The 20,567-nt window shown below is 39.2% G+C and carries 20 protein-coding genes; 3 read left to right on the top strand and 17 right to left on the bottom strand.

Going from position 1 to position 20,567, the window contains the following annotated elements:
• Nucleotides 1–7: 7 nt before the first annotated feature.
• The 4 genes from kdpA to EHQ47_RS05880 form a co-directional block, all read right to left on the bottom strand.
• A complete protein-coding gene (gene kdpA / locus EHQ47_RS05895) occupies nt 8–1,645 on the bottom strand; it encodes a potassium-transporting ATPase subunit KdpA (protein WP_135776766.1) in 1,638 nt (545 codons plus the stop codon).
• A 78-nt stretch (nt 1,646–1,723) separates the two neighbouring features.
• Entirely contained in the window at nt 1,724–2,521 is a 798-nt protein-coding gene (locus tag EHQ47_RS05890) for a hypothetical protein (RefSeq protein ID WP_135776765.1), read from the bottom strand.
• A gap of 3 nt (nt 2,522–2,524) precedes the next feature.
• Complete coding sequence (locus tag EHQ47_RS05885) at nt 2,525–3,646, bottom strand: LIC10775 family protein (RefSeq protein ID WP_135776764.1); 1,122 nt, start codon at nt 3,644–3,646, stop codon at nt 2,525–2,527.
• A gap of 2 nt (nt 3,647–3,648) precedes the next feature.
• Nucleotides 3,649–5,112 carry a hypothetical protein gene (locus EHQ47_RS05880; RefSeq protein WP_135776763.1) on the bottom strand — a complete coding sequence of 488 codons (1,464 nt, stop codon included), beginning with the start codon at nt 5,110–5,112 and terminating at the stop codon, nt 3,649–3,651.
• Between the two features lie 92 nt (nt 5,113–5,204).
• Between EHQ47_RS05880 and EHQ47_RS05875 the strand changes: the two genes are divergently transcribed.
• Nucleotides 5,205–5,474: a hypothetical protein gene (locus EHQ47_RS05875; RefSeq protein WP_135748574.1), complete on the top strand. Its 270-nt coding sequence runs from the start codon at nt 5,205–5,207 to the stop codon at nt 5,472–5,474.
• Between the two features lie 15 nt (nt 5,475–5,489).
• Here the strand turns inward: EHQ47_RS05875 and EHQ47_RS05870 are convergent, their stop codons facing one another.
• The 3 genes from EHQ47_RS05870 to guaB are packed head-to-tail and all read right to left on the bottom strand — an operon-like array spanning nt 5,490 to nt 8,484.
• Nucleotides 5,490–6,170 (bottom strand): 16S rRNA (uracil(1498)-N(3))-methyltransferase, encoded by a 681-nt coding sequence (locus EHQ47_RS05870; protein WP_135776762.1) that lies wholly within the window; start codon nt 6,168–6,170, stop codon nt 5,490–5,492.
• A gap of 4 nt (nt 6,171–6,174) precedes the next feature.
• Nucleotides 6,175–6,948 (bottom strand): outer membrane lipoprotein-sorting protein, encoded by a 774-nt coding sequence (locus EHQ47_RS05865; protein WP_135748572.1) that lies wholly within the window; start codon nt 6,946–6,948, stop codon nt 6,175–6,177.
• Between the two features lie 9 nt (nt 6,949–6,957).
• Nucleotides 6,958–8,484 carry an IMP dehydrogenase gene (gene guaB / locus EHQ47_RS05860; protein ID WP_135748571.1) on the bottom strand — a complete coding sequence of 509 codons (1,527 nt, stop codon included), beginning with the start codon at nt 8,482–8,484 and terminating at the stop codon, nt 6,958–6,960.
• 97 nt (nt 8,485–8,581) lie between these two features.
• Here guaB and EHQ47_RS05855 point away from each other — a divergent pair, with 97 nt between their 5' ends.
• Entirely contained in the window at nt 8,582–9,739 is a 1,158-nt protein-coding gene (locus EHQ47_RS05855; RefSeq protein ID WP_135748570.1) for a DUF1577 domain-containing protein, read from the top strand.
• A gap of 1 nt (nt 9,740) precedes the next feature.
• Here EHQ47_RS05855 and EHQ47_RS05850 read toward each other — a convergent pair whose 3' ends face one another.
• From EHQ47_RS05850 to EHQ47_RS19670, 3 genes are all read right to left on the bottom strand, one after another.
• The gene (locus EHQ47_RS05850) at nt 9,741–11,678 is read right to left on the bottom strand and encodes a B12-binding domain-containing radical SAM protein (RefSeq protein WP_135748569.1); all 1,938 of its coding nucleotides are present in this window, start codon (nt 11,676–11,678) and stop codon (nt 9,741–9,743) included.
• 45 nt (nt 11,679–11,723) lie between these two features.
• Nucleotides 11,724–12,983 carry an EAL domain-containing protein gene (locus tag EHQ47_RS05845; RefSeq protein ID WP_135748568.1) on the bottom strand — a complete coding sequence of 420 codons (1,260 nt, stop codon included), beginning with the start codon at nt 12,981–12,983 and terminating at the stop codon, nt 11,724–11,726.
• Between the two features lie 191 nt (nt 12,984–13,174).
• Nucleotides 13,175–13,339, bottom strand: a complete 165-nt coding sequence (locus tag EHQ47_RS19670; protein ID WP_002981258.1) for a hypothetical protein — start codon at nt 13,337–13,339, stop codon at nt 13,175–13,177.
• Between the two features lie 79 nt (nt 13,340–13,418).
• Here EHQ47_RS19670 and tmk point away from each other — a divergent pair, with 79 nt between their 5' ends.
• On the top strand, nt 13,419–14,024 hold the full coding sequence (gene tmk, locus EHQ47_RS05840) for a dTMP kinase (RefSeq protein WP_135776761.1): 606 nt from the start codon (nt 13,419–13,421) through the stop codon (nt 14,022–14,024).
• On the opposite strand, the gene EHQ47_RS05835 is transcribed toward tmk, so the two are convergent.
• Genes EHQ47_RS05835 through EHQ47_RS05805 form a run of 7 tightly spaced genes read right to left on the bottom strand, consistent with a single transcriptional unit; the run spans nt 14,021 to nt 20,559 of the window.
• Nucleotides 14,021–14,908 carry a class I SAM-dependent methyltransferase gene (locus tag EHQ47_RS05835; protein ID WP_135748566.1) on the bottom strand — a complete coding sequence of 296 codons (888 nt, stop codon included), beginning with the start codon at nt 14,906–14,908 and terminating at the stop codon, nt 14,021–14,023. The two genes, tmk and EHQ47_RS05835, sit on opposite strands and share 4 nt — an antisense overlap.
• A 7-nt stretch (nt 14,909–14,915) precedes the next feature.
• Nucleotides 14,916–15,770 carry a metal ABC transporter permease gene (locus EHQ47_RS05830; protein WP_135748588.1) on the bottom strand — a complete coding sequence of 285 codons (855 nt, stop codon included), beginning with the start codon at nt 15,768–15,770 and terminating at the stop codon, nt 14,916–14,918.
• Nucleotides 15,763–16,476, bottom strand: coding sequence for a metal ABC transporter ATP-binding protein (locus tag EHQ47_RS05825; protein WP_135748565.1), 714 nt, complete (start codon nt 16,474–16,476; stop codon nt 15,763–15,765). The genes EHQ47_RS05830 and EHQ47_RS05825 overlap by 8 nt, the downstream gene beginning before the upstream one ends.
• The gene (locus EHQ47_RS05820; RefSeq protein ID WP_135748564.1) at nt 16,454–17,389 is read right to left on the bottom strand and encodes a metal ABC transporter substrate-binding protein; all 936 of its coding nucleotides are present in this window, start codon (nt 17,387–17,389) and stop codon (nt 16,454–16,456) included. The genes EHQ47_RS05825 and EHQ47_RS05820 overlap by 23 nt, the downstream gene beginning before the upstream one ends.
• Nucleotides 17,390–17,415: 26 nt before the next feature.
• On the bottom strand, nt 17,416–18,771 hold the full coding sequence (locus EHQ47_RS05815) for a TonB-dependent receptor (RefSeq protein ID WP_135748563.1): 1,356 nt from the start codon (nt 18,769–18,771) through the stop codon (nt 17,416–17,418).
• 22 nt (nt 18,772–18,793) lie between these two features.
• The gene (locus EHQ47_RS05810) at nt 18,794–19,549 is read right to left on the bottom strand and encodes a hypothetical protein (protein ID WP_135748562.1); all 756 of its coding nucleotides are present in this window, start codon (nt 19,547–19,549) and stop codon (nt 18,794–18,796) included.
• 53 nt (nt 19,550–19,602) lie between these two features.
• The gene (locus EHQ47_RS05805; protein ID WP_135748587.1) at nt 19,603–20,559 is read right to left on the bottom strand and encodes an amidohydrolase family protein; all 957 of its coding nucleotides are present in this window, start codon (nt 20,557–20,559) and stop codon (nt 19,603–19,605) included.
• Nucleotides 20,560–20,567 lie beyond the last annotated feature (8 nt).

Here is a 20,567-nt window from a genome sequence, read left to right as displayed (position 1 = left end):
GTTCCTCTTAAAAGAATATCCCCTTACTAATCAGTAGTTGTTCTAAGATTGGCCCTAGTGCCAAAACAGGAAAAAAGGAAAGGCCGCAAACGATAAGTATTACGGAAAAAAGTAAAACTCCAAAAAGTGGAGTATCCAATTTAAAGTTTCCATCGAAGGACATTGTGGTGACTTTTCCACCTAAACTCCCGCCAACCAAGATGACAGCATAAATGACACTAAACCTCCCCACTAACATAGAGAAACCTAAGGATAAGTTTCCCCATAAAGTATCTGCGGAGAAACCGGCAAAGGCAGAACCGTTATTACCTGCAGCAGAACTATAAGCATAAAGAATTTGAGATAATGCATGAGGACCTTTTGCCGTATAACCTGATTCCAGGAAGATGGTCATAGCAGTACCAATAAGAATACAAACTGTAGGGGATAAAATTCCAAACAAAGTCCATTTAATTTCATAACTTCCAATTTTTTTCCCAAAGTATTCCGGAGTCCTACCTGTCATCAGACCAGACAAAAATACGGTAAGTATTAAAAACAAAAACATTCCATACATTCCCGTACCCACACCACCAAAAATAATCTCACCTAACATCATCTGGAAAATAGCAATACCACCAGCTAACGGAGAATAACTGTCATGCATGGAGTTCACAGAACCGTTGGAGGCGGCGGTAGTTGTTGATAACCAAAGAGAGGATTCTGTTAAACTAAATCGGAACTCTTTTCCTTCCAAGTTTCCGGGAAAATTCCATTCCGATATATAAACAGCTGCAAATCCCAGAACTAAAAATGACAACATCACAAAGAATATCACCCAGACATGCCGAAAGGAATTTGTGATTTTCCCATATAAAAATACACAAGATGCAGGCAAAAAAAGGATCGAAAACATTTGGATAAAGTTAGAAATAGGAGTTGGATTTTCAAAAGGGTGAGCACTATTCACACCAAAAAAACCACCTCCATTCGTCCCAATTTGTTTGATCGCAATTTGTGAAGCAGCAGGACCCATCGGTATCGTTTCTGAAACTCCATCCAACCCCAAACTCAAAACAGGTTCCTGAAACGATTGTATGACACCTTGGCCAATGAGAAGAATGGCAACAAAAAAGGAGATGGGAAGAAGGATATAAAATGCAGAACGGTATAAGTCCTGCCAAAAATTTCCAAATCGATTGGTTTTCGCAGATACAATTGATCGACTAACAAAAGCCAATACGGAAATACCTACACCAGCACTGAGAAAATTCTGAGGAGTTAAACCGACCATTTGCGAAAAATTGCTTAGTTGGCTTTCACCAGAATATGCCTGCCAGTTAGTATTTGTGATAAAAGATATTGTGGTATTTAAGGCAAGATCCCAATCCATCCCCATAATTCTTAAGGGGTTAAAGGGTAAATAATTTTGAAATTTCAAAATTAAAAACAGGATAACAGCTCCAACAAAATGAAACAAAACGAGGCTATTTAAATATTGTTTCGGTGTTTGGGAAGGTGGTGTACCTGAAAAAAGAAACTTGAATGTTATTTGTTCAAAAGGTAACGACTTAGCATTCAAAATAAATGCCATGTAGTAACCAACAAAAGGTGAAACAAGTATCAGAAACCCAAGGTAAAAAGGGAAATAGAGTAATTCAACCATAAAGAAATTTTCTCATGGTTCTATCTTATAGTAAATGCCTCAGAGCTTAAGGGAAAAAGAAATCACATTAAGAAAAAATTAAGATTCTTTTTCTCCTAAAACCGGAAAATAAACCACAACTGCCCAAACTAAAATTAAAAACAAAAAAAACAAAACGGAATAAATTCCTTTTGTGAACATCTCTGCATCCAGTGGACCTCGCCAAACCAAAAAAAGTGAATCCTTTGCCCATGGCAACTCGGACACATCCCAGATGGGTTCCTTTAGGAGAAGACCTCCGGAAAACAATCCGGAAAGGTTACACTGAATATCATCTTTCGAATAACAAATAGCATATAACGGAGGTTTGATGTCTTTACCAGAAATTGACAGAATTCGTTTGTATTGGAACCGAATGACCGGACCATACACGGCACCTCCCGATCTGCGCCGAACCAGGAGTGGTGAACGAAACTCTCCCTTTTCCACATCATCCAAATAAAAATCTCTTAAAAATATATAACGGTATCCAATGTTTGTAGAAACTTCTTCAGGAAGAACATCTGCCTTGGCAGTCACCCCTAAACCATAACCAATTGAATCTCCCAAAAACAAAATAGAATTCCCACCAGCAAGTAAGGATAAAAAAATAGAGATCAGGATTTTTAGACCAGTGCGTTTGGATAAAATGATTCCCAAAAACAAAATTGGTAAAAATAAAACTAACAGTATCCAAACAGAAACAGAAAGAGGGAAAAAAGCACCTAACGGAAGCAATAATAAGCCAAAACCCAAAATAAAGGAAAGCCCGGTTAAAAAAATAAAAAACAATGGTGCAGGTTCGCCGTTTGGTTCCGGTTTCTTTCTGTTTTGATTTTCGACAAACCCAACAAACATTCCTTACTCCTTTACAACAAACGTACTTCGAATGGTTTGCCAATAGAGTTCAGCTGTTTCTTTTTCTCGTTTAGGATAAGACAAGGAAAGAAAATAACCACGAGGTGCATTATAAAGATAATACTCTTTCATCTCCATTGCAACTGAATTTCCAATTTCATCCACCTCTGTCCATTCGCTCAGATACTCAGATTGGTTTTCTATTCTTTTAAATCCTAATTTTCTAATTTGGGTGGGAGAGAGAGAACGCATAGAGTCCCAAAAACGAAAATAGTTTTTTGTATTTCGCAGAGGTCTTGATTTATCAAAACTAGAACCAATGGAGAGGAGAATTTTTGGAAGATTTTTCTTTTTTTTGCCAGATGTTTGGAGAATGAAGGCTTCCTCCCATTCTGTTTGGCCTTCGGGTAAATAGTTAGAAAGAAACTGAACAAAACGAACCATCCGATAGATTGAATCTCTGTTTTCACCATAAATCCCCAATCGGTCTCCATAAAGGCCCTCATAACGTAGCTTAGATGGAAGTCGAACACGATAACGAAATGACTCTGATTCCAATACCAAGTCTTCTATTTTTTTGGAATCTCCCACATAACAACCATAAGGGTCACTCACTAAATCAAGAGGAATGGTTTGGTCCGACCATTCATTGGCGGCGCGATTGGTAATTTCATTGGAACGAATAAGCCAATTTGGGAAAAATCCAGGTTCTTTTTCTTGTTTCAAACGATAACAAAGATGAATTCCTTTCCCTAAAAATACGGCTTCTTTTTCTTTACGAACCTCGTATAAAGCTTCCAATTCTTTGGCTGCGATATCAGCTTCCTCTGCTACCGGAAATTCTTTATAATATTCATCATCAATGAGAAAGCGCATTTTTCCAGCAGGAGTGACTAAATAGTTTCGTCCCAGTGAGTCTTTCTTTTTGACTGTTCCTTGTTTGTTTTTGAATTCTGATAAAAAACGAAAAAAACTCCGACTCTCCTCTTCTTCCGCATCAGGAATCCAAGGTTTTTGTAATAAGGGATCCACAATGATTTTGGATGATTGTGAATGAAGAGAAATAAATTGAAAAATAAGAAAAATAAAAACAAAATAAAAAAGAGAGTCTCTCTCCCTTATCATGTTTATACCTGAAATTTAGATTGGATGAAATTCAGTGCCATGGTAAAGATTTTTGAAAAATCTCTTTTATGACCTTCATCGTTTACTCGAGACAAAATTCCTTTTAATATAGTTTGCACTTGTGTATAATTTGGAACTTCGAAAAAAGCCTTTTGGATATGAGGCCAAGCCATCTTCACCATCTGCATAAACTCAGGACTTCCTTTTTTGAATTCCTGGATCATTCTGTCTAATGTCAGTTTGACGATTTGGAAGTTTTTGATTTTTTTTACAATGCCACTTAAAACATCACGACTCAAATCAGATTTTGAACTCATCATTTGGAAAAGTGAGTTCCAATCTACAACTTCGTTTTTTTGTTCTTTAAGCACTTGAGTGCGAAGAGATACCACTGCCTTTTCAAATTCAGAAAGTCCACGTAACCAATTCTGGTATCCTACTTGGTCTGACTTCGTTTGGAAATTAGTGATGGTTTGGACTATGTCCATAAATTCTTTTACACCAAAAGCATCTAACTTTGCTTTGTTGGGATTAACTGGAACAACCGGTTCAGATTCTTCAAAATCAACATCGATGTCCTGTGAAAAATCTAAAGATTCTTCTTCACTGGAACTAGAAGAAGGAGAAGAAGATGAGTCAGATTCTTCGAATTCTAAATCTTCGATTTCGTATTCTTCTGATGAATTTGATTGTTGATTGGATTGATTTGTTTCTTGGATCGGATTGTCTTTAGGATCGGGACCAATTCTTACTTCTAGGAGTTCTCCCGTCAATGTGTCTCCAAAAGTTTCCACAATTTCCAAAAGAATGGATTTGTCTTTTTCTGGAATGAGGGATTGTTTTTTGGCAACAGGTGTGGGAGGTGCATTTGCAATGGCCAATGCATCGGTCAAAGAAACAGGCTCTTTCTCCGACTCGGCACTTGCAGGCATGGCAAGAGCTGCTTTGGCCGACTCCGCCATAAGGCCTTTGGGTTCAATGATCTCTCCCGTAACTGGGTTTTCAAGAACCATCAGAATCCCTTTTTGTGCGAATACAAAATCTTTTGGATGAGTGACCTGGAGTCGTTCGACAATCTCTTCTGCCACAGATGAAAAACTAGGAGCTGGCGCATTCGTCAGTTTGTCCAATTCTTGTGTTTTCAGTTTTTCTTGTACTTTATTTAAGACTTCTATAAAATTTGTATTGAGGTAGGCAGAAACCTCATTCTGTGGAACACCTAACATCGTGGCAAATTGGGGAAGGTGTTCAAAAAACTGATCCGTCTTTTTGATATTCCCTGTCATGTAGGATTTGATTTGTTTGGCCACTTCTTCTACTTTGGCCGGGTCCATTTTACGGCTTTTTAGAAGTTTTTTGAAAATATCAATATGAGCGTGGAAATAGGATAAGAACTCACCGTATGCGGTAAATTCGAACTCTCCGTGCGCTTTTTTTTCTAAAACCTTTTTAGGACCGTCTGACATATAGGATCTCATCCAATGCATAGGAAAAGTCACAAGGGTCAAGATTTTTACGAACCGATTGACGAAATGCTGGGAGAACGGAGTTTAGGAATATGAATCGTTTTTTTGTTTTGGCTGTATTGTGTTTTGTCATGATCTTCTCTACATCTTGTCAAAAGAGAGAAGACAAAACGGTGGAAAGGAACTTAATGACTTTCCTAATTACTTGTACGGGTGGAAGTTTAGAAGCTTGTAATGCAGGTTGTGCCGGAAAATACCCTGACGTTACAGGAGACAATTACCCAGCCGCTTCGGCTTGTTTTACTGCTTGTTCTACCAACTGCAATCTTTCCACAACCCTTCTTTTACTCACCAATAAGTAGAAAGATTCTTTTGATCTAAGTTCCGTACACAAGGAAACTTGCGGCCACAATGCCTGCGGTTTCTGTACGGAGAACCCCACCAGGAAGAGTGAGTCTTGGGATTTTGTTTTCTTCCATCCAACTTTCTTCCTCTGCATGAAATCCTCCCTCAGGACCTACTACCGGAATTTTTCCAATGAGTTTGTTTGCTTGAAAAATTTCTGACCTATTTGGGTGTAAGACCACCAAACTATCTTTATGTGATTTCATCCACTCAGAAGCAGGTTCAATCGAAAGAGAAAGTAATTCAGTTTGTTTGGACTGAGCGGCTGCCTCTTTTACTATTTTTTCGGCACGTTCTAAATTAAATTCTTTGCGAATGGAATGGCGAAACACCAAAAAAACAACCGCATCAAGGCCGATCTCTGTGACCTTTTGTAAAAAGAAATCAAAACGGTTCCCTTTCGGAAGGGCAATGGCGATAGTTTTGTGTTCTGTTTTTTTCGGAATATGGGTTTCACTTAGAAACTTTAGTTCTTTGGAGAGCGGAGAAAACTGATAGTTATACAATCCACCAATCCCATCCCGAAATTGGATGACAGCATCTTCCTTACTGAGTCTTAAAGCACGAAGGTGGGCCATCTCATCATTTGATAGAACAATGGATGGTTTTGGTATAAATCCAGTTCGAAAAAGGATAAGCCCAGGATCTAACAAAGGTTTAGCGACTCAAATTATCAACTGCGAACAAAGAAACATCAGGATTTACTGATTTATCCACTTCTTGGATTTCCCAAACCGTAATGCTACCTGTGTTCAAATCTAACATCTCTAGCCGAGAAGCTTTTTGAATTTCTTCCACCTTTCCCGAAACTTCTTTCACCTTCACAGGACCATACTTCAAGTTCAATGTTTTGAATAAAATTCCGTCTCGATCGTGAAAGTCCACGCGGTAAGGTTTGAGATCCTTTTTCCCAATGAGTAATACTAATTTTTTATAAAAATAAGGTAAGATGGGTTTCAAAGAAACTCGGTAATAAACTTCTCCACCAATTTCCAAATCAGTATTCACTAACGGGTTGTAATTGGCCTGATAAGAGTATCCAGAAAGATCGACGTAAAAAAAACCAGTCCCCATCAGAGATTCATATTTTTCATCATCTGTTTTTCGAAAGAGTTTGGCACTGAGGACATTGAAGAAAAAAACATTTTCTCCTTCGTCCTTAGTCAAAAGTTTGGATTCAAGCCCTCTTCCCTTTCGATCAAAAAGAAGGAGAGCATCCTCACCATTAAAAAACCGATTGATCTTCCAAGTTTCCGAAGTTCCGTTTCTGCGAATGAGAACGTAAGTTCCTTTGACAAGGCCTTTTCCGAAATCCATTTCTCGGTCAAGTCTAGCCAAAAGTTCCTGTGCCGACAAACTCGAATCAGGTGCCCCTTGCGCATCTACCGAAACGAAACTAAAAAAGAATATGAAGATCCAAAGGTATCTCATTAAAAATTGTTATTCCGCCCTCATGGAAGGTTTAGTGTAAGAATACAAACCATGCACACTACCTTGTGCTTGGGCCGATTCTGTTCTTCTTTCAAAACGAAGTTTTCCTTCTCGTAAAGCTTTGTGTAAGTCGGGAATATTTCTAAACCCCATATCTTGGAAACTTTGTCTGAGTCCTTGCACAAGATAAGGAATGAGATTTAGGACTGATCCTTTGTCCACAACATATCCAGATACACCTTGGGCAACTTTGATCTTTTGTGATTCAGAGAAATACCGTTTGTCCCCACCCTTACTCATCGCCTCCAAACTAGCCATTCCCCGATATTTCTTTAGACGAATTCCATTTTCATAAAAATACTCACCCGGTGCTTCTTTTGTTCCTGCAAACATGGAACCCATCATACACATAGAGGCTCCAATCGCGAGTGCATTGGCAATGTCCCCAATATTGGAAATTCCACCATCAGCAATTACCGGAACTCCATGTTCCCTAGCATACTCAGCAGTTTTAAATACGGCAGTTGCTTGTGCACGACCCACTGCCATTGTATCTTGAGTGATACAAATAGATCCAGGTCCCATTCCAATCCGAAGACCATCGGCACCAGCTGCAATGAGGTTTGCTGCTTGTGCTTTTGTGACCACGTTTCCACCAATTACATCGATGTTTGGAAAGTTAGATTTGATCCATTGGATCATTTCCATTTGGTAACTTGAGTTTCCTTGCGCTGAATCAATGATGATCGCATCCACCCCTACTTCGGCAAGTGCTGCCATACGATCACGTGACTCTGGTAAGGTGGAAAGAGCGGCACCCACTCGTAGTCTCTTTTGGTCATCTTTGGAAGATTGAGGAAATTCTTTATTTTTTTTCAGGTCACTGCGGCAAATCAGAGCCACAAGTTTTCCTTGTTTGTCTACAATCGGTAATTTCCCTTTTTTACTCGTACGAAGGATGTTATTTGCTTCTTGTAAACTAATTCCAACATTTGCAGTGATAAGCTCCGTTGTCATCACCTTCCCGAGTTTAATGTCACGGTCTCTTTCAAAATCCACATCTCGGTTGGTCACAATACCAACTAACTTTGTACTGGCGGTTCCATCTTCAGTGATGGGAATTCCACTGAATCCATATTTTTCCTTAACTGCATCTAAATCTGCAAGTGTATGTTCAGGAGAAAGAAGGATCGGGTCTTTGATAAATCCATTTTCGTATCGTTTTACTTTGCGAACTAAATCAACTTGTTCATCAATACTATTGTTATAATGTATAATTCCGATTCCACCCATAAGAGCTTGTGCAATTGCCATTTCTGACTCAGTAACAGTGTCCATAGGAGAACTCATGAGAGGTCTTTTGAGTGAAATGTTTTTGGAAAGTTTGGTTTCGAGTTCTACATCGCTTGGGTTAAAATCGATGTATCCGGGTAAAACCAAAAAGTCCCGATACGTGAGTCCCATGTTGACCGAGAAGAGCTCTTGTCCACTGACTCCATCGAAAAGCTCGGATCCTGGTAGGGGTTGATTTGACATAATTATCCTTCCTTTTTCTACTTTAGGTAAGAAAACTCTCCTTGCAAGAGAATTTCAGGAGAAATTCGTCCGATAATAGTAAGTAACACGACCTTTTATGGAAACACTAGAAAGAAGTAAGCGATCTTTGGATGTTTTTTCTGACAAAGAAAAAAAACTCCATGTTTTGACGAAATTTTTATTAAACCAGGAATTGAGTCTAAAAGACAATATCCATTCTGGCGAAAGTTGTTTTTTAAAAAAAGTCTCTGCGGATGGGAACAAGGTCCTTGTGAGCGTTCGCCCCACCATGACCTTATCCGTGGGCCAAAAAATCACTCTCTATAAAATTTTAGGCCGTTACCTGCATCTGGAATGTACGGTAGAACAAGAAAAAGGGGAATCGCAGTACGTCCTTCATTTAGATAAAATTGCCATCGCAAAAAAAGATAGGGAAAGTTCAAGGATTCCTGTCCCACCTGGGTCTGCCTGGATCACCAACGTGGTTTCCAGTAAGGCAAAAATTGAAACCGATATGTTTCACGTCCCAACGGCAGTCAAAGTGAACTTCCAGGACTATGAAACCAAACTCAAAAACTCGGTGGATTTTATTAAAATTTCCACTTTTAACTCCAGCGAAGACTCAGAAATCATCCGCCAAATCAAAAAAACAAAAAAGGGTTTGTTGTTAGAAGATGCCACCGATCGCAAATCCTATGAAACAGCACCCAACGAAGACTTTTTGGTTTTTTCAGAAGAAATCGAAGAAGATATTGATAAAGAAATCAATAACAAACGAAACCAAAAAATCAAATCAGAACTCATCCTTCCCATTCTCTATTTAACTGATGAAGAAGAATCCATTCCGATTGGATACATCCAAATGCAAAGCAAAACAGAAACCTTTGATTTGCTGAAAGCCATGGAGATGAAAACTTTATGTTTTGAAATGGTAGATCGGATTCGCCATTCGAATATGATCAAGTCGGACGGGAAATTTCCAGTGATTGATATTTCGGAAGGTGGACTCAAAGTGATTGTTGACCACCCTGATTTGATTCAAAGTTTACCAAAACTTTCAGGATTCCAGTTTGATATATTTTTTAGAATGCAATCCCCTCTTACGGCATTTGGGACAATCAAAACCATTACAAAAAATGAAGAAGGCCACCTAACGGTTGGCTTAGCGATTGCGGGACATTCTTCTCGTTCCGGTGAGAAAAAAAGATTTTTGGAAAACGTGGAATTCTTTCGAAAACAAAATCACAAATCCTAATTTAGAGTTCTCCGTAACCTAAAACTTCTATAGACCATCTTTCTTCTAATTTTCTAGATGAAAAGGTAATGGTCTCTGGATCCATATTTTGTTTTAAAAATTCGAAATCCTTTGGATCAACTTCTTCTCCATCCACCAAATAAAAAGATTCTCCTGAGAGATCCAAACTTTTGATTTTACTTGTAGGGAGTTTTTCATAAATCAAATAGGCACTAGATTCCAGTTCTTTATCTCGCCAATTCTTTAGTTCCAACTTTTGTCCATCGATCACAAAGACCAATCGGTGTTGGAGGTTTTCTCCCCGATGCGCCAAAGTTCTGGATAAATAAGAATTTCGTTTGGACTCTAGTGTCGAAACAAGATTTGTCACTTCCTTTGGTTTCGGAACAGAGACCAACGGAATCACAAAGTCGATGGTTGCAAAAGGTTCGGAACTAATTCGTTCTTTGATGAAGGTTTGGATCAAAGAAAGATCCTTTCCCAAGTTTTGTGAATGGAACCAAACACTGTGATGGCGACTCCCCGACCAATCCTTTGCCTTTGCAAATGAATTCTTTGACCCAGAACTAAAAAACCGAATTTCTGAACTAAAAAATTCCAGATCCATTCTGTCATTTTTTCCAGGATCTGGTGCACATAAGAATGGTCTTGGGAATTCATCCAGTCGTCTTTCGAGTAAATCTTCTGCAAAGTACAAAGACTCTGTTAAGTCCCTCTGACTAAAGGTCGGAGTTTCAATGATCCGGTAAGGCGGTGTTGGCATAAAAGAAAGTCCTTCTTTTTCTGCATCCCGGCGCATGGCAGTCCCTGGCAAAACGGACAATGGAAAGGCTTGGACCCATTCCCCAAGACCATGTTCTAAAAAGAAATGAATTCCTCTTTCCACATCATCCGGTTTGTCACCAGGAAGACCAATGATAAGATCAAGAAGTAATTCCATTCCTTCACCAGCTAACATCTTTGCAACTTCTGCTACTTTGTGTGGGCTACCGTATCGTTTCACACGTTTCAAAGTTTCTTCGTTTACGGATTGAAGCCCTAGTTCCACTCGAGTGAATCCCGCCTTACGAAGTTTAGTTGCAATTTTAGGTGTCACACCTTCTGAACGTAATTCGGCAAACATAGACATCTGGCCATCGGAGTTCACTTCCGCAATGGCATCTAAAAAGTTTTCGAAACCAGGTCTATGGTTGAAAGTTGGATCTAAAAAAACAAGTTCCCTTGCTCCTTTTTCCTTTAAGTCAGAAATCAATCGAATGGTTTCTGGAATGTCAAGAGTCCGAAGATTTTGGGAAGACTTAGGATAAAAACAATATGTACACTGCGATTTACAACCGCGAACCGTTTCCAAATATGTGGAACGTCTGGGATCTACTTGTAAATGGCCAGTGGTATAGGGCGAAGGAAAGTCCGTGAGAGGGAAATTTGCCGCTGCCTGTTTTCCAAAGGAAGTGAGTGTTCCGTTTTCTTTCCGATAGGCCACATTTTCGAGTCCATCCAAAGATGATTGGGATAGGATGGTTCGCATAAGGTTCCGAAAGCTATGTTCGGCTTCTCCCGACACAGCGATATCATAACCTGCCTCCCCCAAAACATAAGGGTTGTCTTCATTGACCTCTGGCCCACCTATAAGGATTTTTGTTTCTGGATTTCGTTTTTTAACTTCTTTGGCTATGTAAAGGCTACGTTCCGTGTTCCATAAATAAAGAGAGAGGCCTAAAAAATCAGGTCCTTCTTTGACGATCCTTTCAATGAGTTCAAGGTCTCCCAAAGAATCCGTATCTTCCGGGGGAATGACAAAGGGTTGGATGCCTAAAACGGGATCTTCTTTGGACTCAAGACAACTTGCCAAACTAGCAGCTGCTAGGGGAACATTTCCCGTGGCTGCATAGTAGGAAGGAGGAGGCACTGGTAATTGCAAAAATTGTATTTTTGCCATATTGATTGTCATCATCTCCCAAGAGAGGGATTTTCGCAAAACCTTTCAGGACCTTGAAACCACCACATCGATGAATAAAATCAAATTTTCCGAAAGATTTCTAGCGAATGTCCGTAACATCATTCGTTCGGAAATATCATGGTACATTTGGGAGAGAGTCCAAGCATCCCGACTGGTTTTGGATTTATGCAAATGTTCAAAAAAATATGGGCGAAAGGACCAGTTTTTTCCAAGAAAGGAATAATCTGGTTCCATATTCCCCGTTTTGTCACGAGAATAATTGGGAGAAACCTGGAATCCAAGTGGGTTTGTGATGTACATCCTAAAAAAATCCCCATCTCCAAAAACATTGGTTTCAAATCCACCCTTCCATTCCCAAATTCCATTTTCTTCGGTAAATCCCATCATGATTTCAGACAATTTATCTTTCCAAATGGTCTCCCATTCGATTTGACGATTCATCTCAGATTGTTTGCGTGCATGAAAGTATTCTAAGGATGATTGCATTTCGGTTCTATAATCAAATCGTTTTGCAAACAGTGGTTCGGGTTTGGCAAAATAAAAACCTTGGATGTATCTTGCCCCATAATTTAAAGCATTGTAAAGTTCATCTTCCGATTCAATTCCTTCAAAAAGTAAACTACTCCCCAAAGACTCACCTAGCTTAGATAAGTTGAGTAAAATTTCTTTGAAGTTTCTGGAGAATGTTGACCTTCTTAACATCTGTAAGTCGACCTTGATGATCTCCGGATGGAAGAGCCCGATTCGATCTAAATTACTGGCCTCAGATCCGGCATCATCCACAGCAATGGAGAATCCTTCTTGACGATATAAATTCAGAACGGGGCGTAATAATTCTAAATTATGTGGAAATCTTTCTTCCGTAATCTCAATGACAATTCGTTCTGGATCCACTCCAACTTCTCTCACCATCTGAATGGTTTGTGGAAGGGTTGTTTCCATTTGTAATAACGCATGGTACATTACGTTCGGTGAAATGTTTAAAAACAACTTCGTTTCAGCAGGAGCTTCTTTTGCAAATTTTTGTAAGGCCGAAAAACGAATCTCTTCATCAACTTTCTTTTTTAAGAAAAAAATTTCATCATAACCAAAAGTCTGGGATAAAAAGAATTCGCCGAGGCTTATCAGTCCTTCCGGTGTGGAAAGACGACCAAGGAGTTCATAACCGTAAATGCCAGTGGATTCTGACGAAAGGATGGGTTGGAAAACAGGGACAAGGGTTCCGCCTGACAACCATTCTTTCCAATCGCGCAGAAGCTGATGACTTTCTCTTTCTGTAATCATAGATGGATACAGTCATTTAATGCAAGATCGGTACCAATAAGCATTGTAGGGAATTTTACTGCAAATTGCTCAAAGAAGAGGCAAGAGGGAAAAAGTGCTGGAGAAAAAAGCTAATTTTGCTTATTAATTAAGCGGAATGGTAAAAAAAAACCACCCAAGTTGCCCGGGGTGGTCCTTATTTTGAGTAGAAATTATTTAATATCTCTAGCTCTAGTTTTGAATGACTCATCCAATTTTGGTTTTTTGGAAGGTTTTGGTTCTTCCACAACTGGCGTTTGTTTAACTTCTTCAGAGGCACAGTTAATCATAAATACAGCCAAAAAAGCAATGATCAGCATAGACGAAATTTTTTTCATGTTTTTGCTCCTTAGACTAAATTGCCGAGTTTAGTAAATAAGTCGAGGAAAAAACGACCATTCTTAAAATGGAGGGGATATGCCCCAAAATAATCAGTTCTTTGTCTTTGAAGGGATCGATGGATCCGGGAAAACCACCGTCTCTCGAATGGTATCGGAAGTACTTTTAACAAAATCCATTCCAAATCTATGGCATAGAGAGCCAACAGACAGTGTGCACGGAAAAAAAATCAGAGAGTTCCTACAAGGAAAACTCAAACTAACAAAAGAAGAACAAATTGAAACCTTTATTGCTGATCGTGAGTGTTCTGTGAATGAGGTCATCTTACCAACGTTAAAGAGTGGTAAATCAATTGTACAAGATCGTTATTATTTTTCCACTGCCGCTTACCAAGGTAGAGATGAAGAACATGCAGCCGACATCTTATATAAAAATGAAGATAGAGGATTTCCTGAACCCAACCGAGTTTATTTTTTAGACCTATCACCAGAAGAAGCACAAGAACGTAGAACAAGCCGAGGTGGGAAAGCAGAAGTTTTTGATGTCGATTCGGAACAGACCCGCATCTACCAAAACTATTTGGCAATTTTACCAGAGTCTACAATCTTTGTGGATGCTACAGCGGAACTTGAGGAAGTGGTGGTCTTCTGTGTTGAGGATATATTAAAATCACTCGAAGGTTAACCCACCTTCCTCACCATATACACCATCATATCACCTAACTGAAACCATTTTACAAGTTGGTCCATCACACGTTTCCGGAGTTTGAAAAATAAACTTGCTCCGGCACGTGAGGTCATTCCGCTTCCATAGGTAAAAGAAACTGGTTTCTCAAAACCCAAACTCAGTAGTAATTTTTTTAATCCTTTATAAGAGTAATAATATAGATGTTCAGGGACATTGAGATAGCGCCAATTTTTCCCGCCCAGTTTCGCAAGGAACCCATAACGACAGGTGGATAAGATCAACACCCCGCCAGGTTTTAAATGTTTTTGAATCTTTTCTAAGGTTTCCTTAGGTTTGTGAAGGTGTTCGATGGTCGCCCAAAGTGTGATGACATCGAATTGTTTTTGGAACTGATTGTCCCAATCCAAAAAGTTCTCTTGGAAGATATTGAGTTTTAAGGTTTCTCTCGCAAATCGTACAGGACCATCGGCAATTTCAATTCCAAAGGCGTCGTAACCACGATCTTTTTGGTATGCCACAAAGTAACCGGCCGCACATCCAATGTCCAAAGAGGAAAGTTTTTCACCTGGTAACAAAAAAGAATTACGTTCCTTCTCCCAAGAAAAAAAATCCAAATCCTTTAGATTGAGTTGGAAGACCCTTGAGATCTCTCTTCGAAGTTTATCTGAATAATAATTGTCATACCCTCGTTCTGTCCTTTGGGTAAAATAAGAATCGTCGTAATACTTTTTTACCGCTAAAAAATCCGGTTGGGGATTTACTTGGACTAACCCACAACGAACACAAGAGACAATGGAAAAAGATTCACCCAGAGGGCTTTCTTTTGTAAAAATGGGACGGAAACGATTTTCACCGCAACTATTACAAGGGATTAGTTCCACATAGTATCTATCGGACAGATTTGGAAAAAACGGAAGTGATTAGAAACCGAAGAAGATGGAGAAAAAATGCAAGTCCACAGAGTACAAGGATGATACTTGAGGAAGTGGGAAAATAGATCAACTCTCCGTTTCTTTCAATTCCCACAAGGGAAATTAAAAAACCAGATATTGTTGCAAATACTGAAAACAAAACACAAACAACAGTTAATAGTTTTAAGGATCGAATGATAGGTAACAGGGCAAATACAGGTAAAATGAGATGGGCAATGCTATAAAAAGTTCCGAGTAAATTAACTGCAACGGTAAGAGAGGCTGCCAAAATGATATAAAACAAAAGATCAAAGGGAAGAGGATTTCCCACTTGGATTTTGTATTCATCCCGATCAAAACTAATAAAAAGAAAACGTCTGAAAAAACTGAGATAAAGAATAAAAAAGAAGATAGCGATGTAAATCCCAAAGGAATCGGCCCTTACTTGTGAAGTTAAAATATCACCAAAAAAAGCAGCCATCAAATGATTTTGAACATTCCCACCAAGGGCCAACATGAATTGTGAAGCGGCAGAAAAGAATACAAATAGAATTCCAAGAATGACCTCTTCTTTCATCCCTCTTAGTTTTCTGACATACAATAGTGGAAAAACTAAAACAGAAGAGAAAAGAATAGGAAAAATTTCTCCCGGCCATTCCATAAACAAGGATAAGGCGACAGAAAAAGTAACCGCTTGGGACAATGTGACACCAAAAAAAGTCATACCACGGAGTACGATTAATATTCCGAGAACTGATAAAAGGGCACCAACAAGGCTACCGACAAGGATTTGTGGTAAAAATAAAGTCCAACTAGAAAGTATATTAGTCATGGTGGTGGCAGTTTGGTGGCCTTTCTCCACTGGAGATATTGTAGAGTTTTCCTTCGTCTATTTCAAAAATTTCATCAAATCCAAATCCCCAATCATGTTCTAAACTATGAGTGATAAAAAATAAGGACCGATTCCCTTCTTTTAGGTATTCGGACAAAACAGTTTGAAAAAGTTCTCTCGCATTATGGTCCAAAGAATCCATTGGTTCATCTAAAAAAATCAAATTGGCTTTGGTAAGAAGGGAACGAAGAATTAAAACTTTTTGTAACTGTCCCCCACTACAAAGTGAGATTTGTTTTTTTAAATAAGAACTAACACCCGTTCTTTCAATGAGTGCCAAATCTTCCGTTGAAAATTTCTTTTTTGGTAAAAAACTAAGGCCAATATTTTTTGGCATCAAAAGTACATCTTCCACCCGCAAAGGAAATTCTAAGGACATACGTTTGGCTTGGGGAACATAAGAAGTAGTAAATGTTTTGGAAAACGAGATAGAACCAGAGAGTGGAGGTAAAAGTTCTGTTAATGTACGAAAGAGTGTGGTTTTTCCTGCACCATTTCCACCGACAAGAGCGTAGGTTTTTCCGGAATGAATTTGTAAATTGATCTCGGAAACCACAGGGAATTCCTTGCGATATCCGACAGAAAGAGCATCAGTATGAATCAATGAAACGGAAGTTTCTAGATTATTTGGTTTTATCGCTTGCATCACGTATTTTTTGTAACATCAATCGCAGGGTATCTTCGTAAGTGAGAGCCTCTGGACTTCCTCCGACAGAAACGGGTAAAGTGACAACCACACTCCCTGGAACCTTCGAAGATACATACTCAGCATACTTTGGATTGTGGTAAGGACCAATCAAGATAATTTTTATCTTTTCTGCGGTCATATAACTAATCACCTGATCCATATAACGAACAGAAGGTGGAACTCCAGGCCTTTCCTCTATGGTTAAGTTGGCGTTAAATTTAAACCTAGAAGCCAAATATACAAATTGGTCATGAAAAACGGCCACCTTCAAACCAAAATACGGTTCCATTTTTTTCATCTCTTCTTTTGTGAGTTGGATGAGTCTTTTTTTGAAGGTATTAAAATTTCCTTCGTAGTATTCTCCGTTCAAAGGATCCACACGAGTGAGGGCATTTTTTATATTTTGCGCCATCTGGATGGCATTGATGGGATCATTCCAATAATGGGGATTCCCGTAGATATGCATATCTCCCATAGAACGATCCATCATCACAGTTGGTTCTCCAAGGATCTTCACACCAAAGGAAGTGTCACAATACCCTGGTTGGCCTTTTTGGATTTTAATATTACGGGATTGTTGTTGGAGATAAGGAATCCAACCAATTTCTAAATCAAGACCAATCACACAAAGAACATCCGCTTCGCTGAGTTTGACAAGGAAGTCGGGTCTAGTCATCACAAAATGAGGGTCATCTGTTCCTCGAATCATTCCAGAAACTTCGGCCCTATCACCTGCTATTTGTTCGGCGATGTATTTGATATCAGGAAGGCTTGTGACAAGGGAAACTTTTGCAAATAAAGGTGTGCCAACAAAAAGAAAAAATAATAAAATAAATACGTATCGATTGACAATCTTAGAAGTAAAATACATTGGATTTAGAACCCCTCTTCTTTTTCTTAATAACTATGTGCTGGATGAGAACCTAAAACAGCAACTGTTTGGATATAAAAACGATACTCTCTGACTTCTTCGTTTGTTGCTTTCGAATAATCTTGAATGTATCTTCTTTCCACAGAACCTCTCACCTTTCCAAATTCTGAACTATGAAAGGTCATTTGGAATGACTGTGCCTCAATGGCATTTTTTGCTGGGTCACCATTTTGATCGACAAGAGACTTATCTGTAAAATAATCATAACGAAAACCAATAGACCATAATTGGTGGAATTTAAAATCCAAAAATGCATAGGCCCCCCACTGGTCTTTGGTAGGAGCCTTCGTTTTTTGAAAGGTGATTGGATCGAGATTGGAAGGGAAAATCTCCTGTTGGTACCAACCTTCTCCCATTAACATAATTTCACTTAGATTAGACCTGTTCCAACGAAGCACAGCATCCATCCCATACAAAAGCCTTTGGTTTTTCCTTTCCGTTGTGGGTTCAAATCGAATTCCAGAAAATCCAAATTGGGTTCCCCAGTTGTTACCAAAATAATAAAAATGTTTTAAATGGGCATACAACAGTGGATTGTTTTTTTGAATTCCACCATCATGAGAATGTCCCCACTTCCTTCCATTTGTAGCACCTAATACAAGTTCTTGCGTAATCCATTTCCAAGGAAAAAGAATGCTAAACTCGGCTCCCGTATCAATGGCCGATTCCCATCCAATGAATTTTTCGTGAACAATAGGAGTCATGGTGAAGGCACGGTCATGGGCGTGGATTTTATTCAAACGACCCACATCGATAAACATCTGTCCTGCTTTGAGTGAGGTATTAAAAGGTAAAAAAGGAAATTGAACCCAAGCCTCATGGACTTCAAAAAAATACTTACCATTTTCACCATGAGCGGCACCAATAAAATTAGCACGCATCCATTGGTCCACAGCACCGTTAAACCCAAATTCAGCGGTGCGAATGTCTAATTGGTTGTCGATTCGTTCGCCCGTTCCTCTCGGTTTGTTTCTGTCCCAAGCACCAACAATATCAATGGCAGCATAAGCATCCATCATAAGATTTTGTGCAGAACGATTGATTTGTTGGTTGGATTGAACTGGAGAGGTAATCCCTCGACTTCCTTCCGTTCCCTTTTCTCGTTTTTCTTGGTCTAATAAATCTTTTTCTAAATCAGCTTCCCAATCAGAATTCGATTCTTTTGATTTAGCAGAAGATTCCGTATTCTTTTTGTTAGCTGGTTCTTTGTCAGACAATTCCTTTTCCCATTCCGGGACTTCCGCAAAAAGAATCACCGAAAAAAGAAGGGAGAGGAACATTCCCCCCTTTTTGATTTTTGAAAAACGAAAGTTTGGTTTCACGTTAGTTCTTTCTTATGAGTTTTTACTGAAAGGAACCTGCAGTTCCTATGACAGTAGAATAAATGGTAATTGATTTTATGACTGCTTTATTGATTTTTAAACCAACACGGTCTCCTGTAAAGCCTGTAATCACAGCATCCTCTTGTTCAAATTCATACGAAGAACGATTTACCGAATTACAAGGGATGGACCAGCCAAAAATATGTGCATTCGCATTTTCTTTATGCACTTCGATACAAACTGTCTTTTCAATTCCTACAGAGGAGCTCCAAGCAATACTTGGTGTGGTCACAAAAGCTGAAGGAGTGGATCCGTTCAACCACTGACTTTGTGTTGGAGAAAACTGAACTCCTGGACCAGCAAAACTAGAGGTGGATTGGAGCAAAGCATCCACAAAAGAATCTCCTTGGTTCATCACATAGGTAATTTCAATTCCTGCTTTTGAATCGTTCCCTGAAGAGGAAAGGCTGGATGCATTGGTTACGATGGTAGAAGCAGCACTTGTACCTTGGATTCCTGCGTTGAACGTAACCCCGCTGGAGGTAAAACCAAATGCACGTAATACAGAGGTTGGATCACCGGAACAACCGGAAAATAAATAACGAGTTCCATTTCCTGCTGATCCGGAAACAGCAGAAGACCCACAACCAGGGGAAGCAAACAAGGCAACGAGTAAAGCATCAGTGTTATCTTTTTTATCACGGGACTGAAACAGTTCCGCACAATTCAAAACAGAGAGAGTGAAAACAGAAAATAGGAAAAAACGAGTTAATTTCATAAATACCTCTGTTGACCTATTATTTGCAACGCTGTTGCAAATGCAACCCCGTTTCATTTAAAAAATAAGTTTTCTGCGTTCTGGTAGAGAATTTTTTGTTTGGCCAGATCACTGATGGGTAAATCCAAAACCTTAGTGATGGGATGATTTAGGTTGTAGGGAATGTTTGGGAAATCAGATCCAAAGTAAATTTGGTCCTGGTAAGTCTCCAAATAGGAAACGGCGGCATCCACTTCCTCCACCTTCCCTGTCGCAAGAAAATCCACAAAAACCATTGTGGTATCAAGAGCCAGGTTTGGATAATTAGAAAGTAACGAAGCATAGGCGGAGATTTCATGAGCTCCCATATGAGCGACTATGATTTTTAATTTAGGATAGGTTTCAAGAAAGGGTTTAAAAAACTGGATACCCGTAAACTCACCAGGAAGAGGAGCCGTCCCTGTATGAATGAGGATCGGAATTTGTTTTTCCAACAGATATAGAAATGTTTCGGCAAGTTCAGGGAGATTTAAATTGAGTTTGGAAACTTCACAGTGGAGTTTGAATCCTTGGAATTTATACTCTTCCACTGCCTGTTTCACATAGGCAAGGACTCCCTCTTCTGGATAAAACGTTCCAAAGGGAACAGCTCCTTCCCAATTTTGATAATTGTCATAAGTCCAATCATTTAGTGAGGAAGCCATTCCTGCTTTATGAGCATAATTTAAAGTAGTAAATCGTTTGATCCCATTATGGTGGAGCCTTTCCACTCTTTCTTTTTCTGGCAGTCGGTATCCGATGGCCCAGTTCACATTATCAAACCAGCGCCAAATGAGTTTCATCACCGTCTCTGGAAAAAAATGAGTGTGGATATCGAAGATATAAGGAATTCCTAAATCACGAATGCGACTTAAATGATCGGGAGCTTCGGAATCTAAAATGGGAGGGAAATTTTCTCCCCTCCACGAAAATGGAGAAGAGAGGCGAATGTCAGGTTGATTGGAAGATTTTACACCTTCCCCTTCTTCCATAAAACAAG

The organism is Leptospira bourretii (assembly GCF_004770145.1).
Taxonomy (GTDB): domain Bacteria; phylum Spirochaetota; class Leptospiria; order Leptospirales; family Leptospiraceae; genus Leptospira_A; species Leptospira_A bourretii.
This window is presented reverse-complemented; position numbering and strand designations above follow the sequence as displayed.

Bases quoted from the DNA above. Each gene is read 5' to 3' on its own strand.
- kdpA (WP_135776766.1), bottom strand. From the start codon at position 1,645: ATGGTTGAATTACTCTATTTCCCTTTTTACCTTGGGTTTCTGATACTT.
- EHQ47_RS05890 (WP_135776765.1), bottom strand. From the start codon at position 2,521: ATGTTTGTTGGGTTTGTCGAAAATCAAAACAGAAAGAAACCGGAACCA.
- EHQ47_RS05885 (WP_135776764.1), bottom strand. From the start codon at position 3,646: ATGATAAGGGAGAGAGACTCTCTTTTTTATTTTGTTTTTATTTTTCTT.
- EHQ47_RS05880 (WP_135776763.1), bottom strand. From the start codon at position 5,112: ATGTCAGACGGTCCTAAAAAGGTTTTAGAAAAAAAAGCGCACGGAGAG.
- EHQ47_RS05875 (WP_135748574.1), top strand. From the start codon at position 5,205: ATGAATCGTTTTTTTGTTTTGGCTGTATTGTGTTTTGTCATGATCTTC.
- EHQ47_RS05865 (WP_135748572.1), bottom strand. From the start codon at position 6,948: ATGAGATACCTTTGGATCTTCATATTCTTTTTTAGTTTCGTTTCGGTA.
- guaB (WP_135748571.1), bottom strand. From the start codon at position 8,484: ATGTCAAATCAACCCCTACCAGGATCCGAGCTTTTCGATGGAGTCAGT.
- EHQ47_RS05855 (WP_135748570.1), top strand. From the start codon at position 8,582: ATGGAAACACTAGAAAGAAGTAAGCGATCTTTGGATGTTTTTTCTGAC.
- EHQ47_RS05850 (WP_135748569.1), bottom strand. From the start codon at position 11,678: ATGGCAAAAATACAATTTTTGCAATTACCAGTGCCTCCTCCTTCCTAC.
- EHQ47_RS05845 (WP_135748568.1), bottom strand. From the start codon at position 12,983: ATGATTACAGAAAGAGAAAGTCATCAGCTTCTGCGCGATTGGAAAGAA.
- EHQ47_RS19670 (WP_002981258.1), bottom strand. From the start codon at position 13,339: ATGAAAAAAATTTCGTCTATGCTGATCATTGCTTTTTTGGCTGTATTT.
- tmk (WP_135776761.1), top strand. From the start codon at position 13,419: ATGCCCCAAAATAATCAGTTCTTTGTCTTTGAAGGGATCGATGGATCC.
- EHQ47_RS05830 (WP_135748588.1), bottom strand. From the start codon at position 15,770: ATGACTAATATACTTTCTAGTTGGACTTTATTTTTACCACAAATCCTT.
- EHQ47_RS05825 (WP_135748565.1), bottom strand. From the start codon at position 16,476: ATGCAAGCGATAAAACCAAATAATCTAGAAACTTCCGTTTCATTGATT.
- EHQ47_RS05820 (WP_135748564.1), bottom strand. From the start codon at position 17,389: ATGTATTTTACTTCTAAGATTGTCAATCGATACGTATTTATTTTATTA.
- EHQ47_RS05810 (WP_135748562.1), bottom strand. From the start codon at position 19,549: ATGAAATTAACTCGTTTTTTCCTATTTTCTGTTTTCACTCTCTCTGTT.
- EHQ47_RS05805 (WP_135748587.1), bottom strand. From the start codon at position 20,559: ATGGAAGAAGGGGAAGGTGTAAAATCTTCCAATCAACCTGACATTCGC.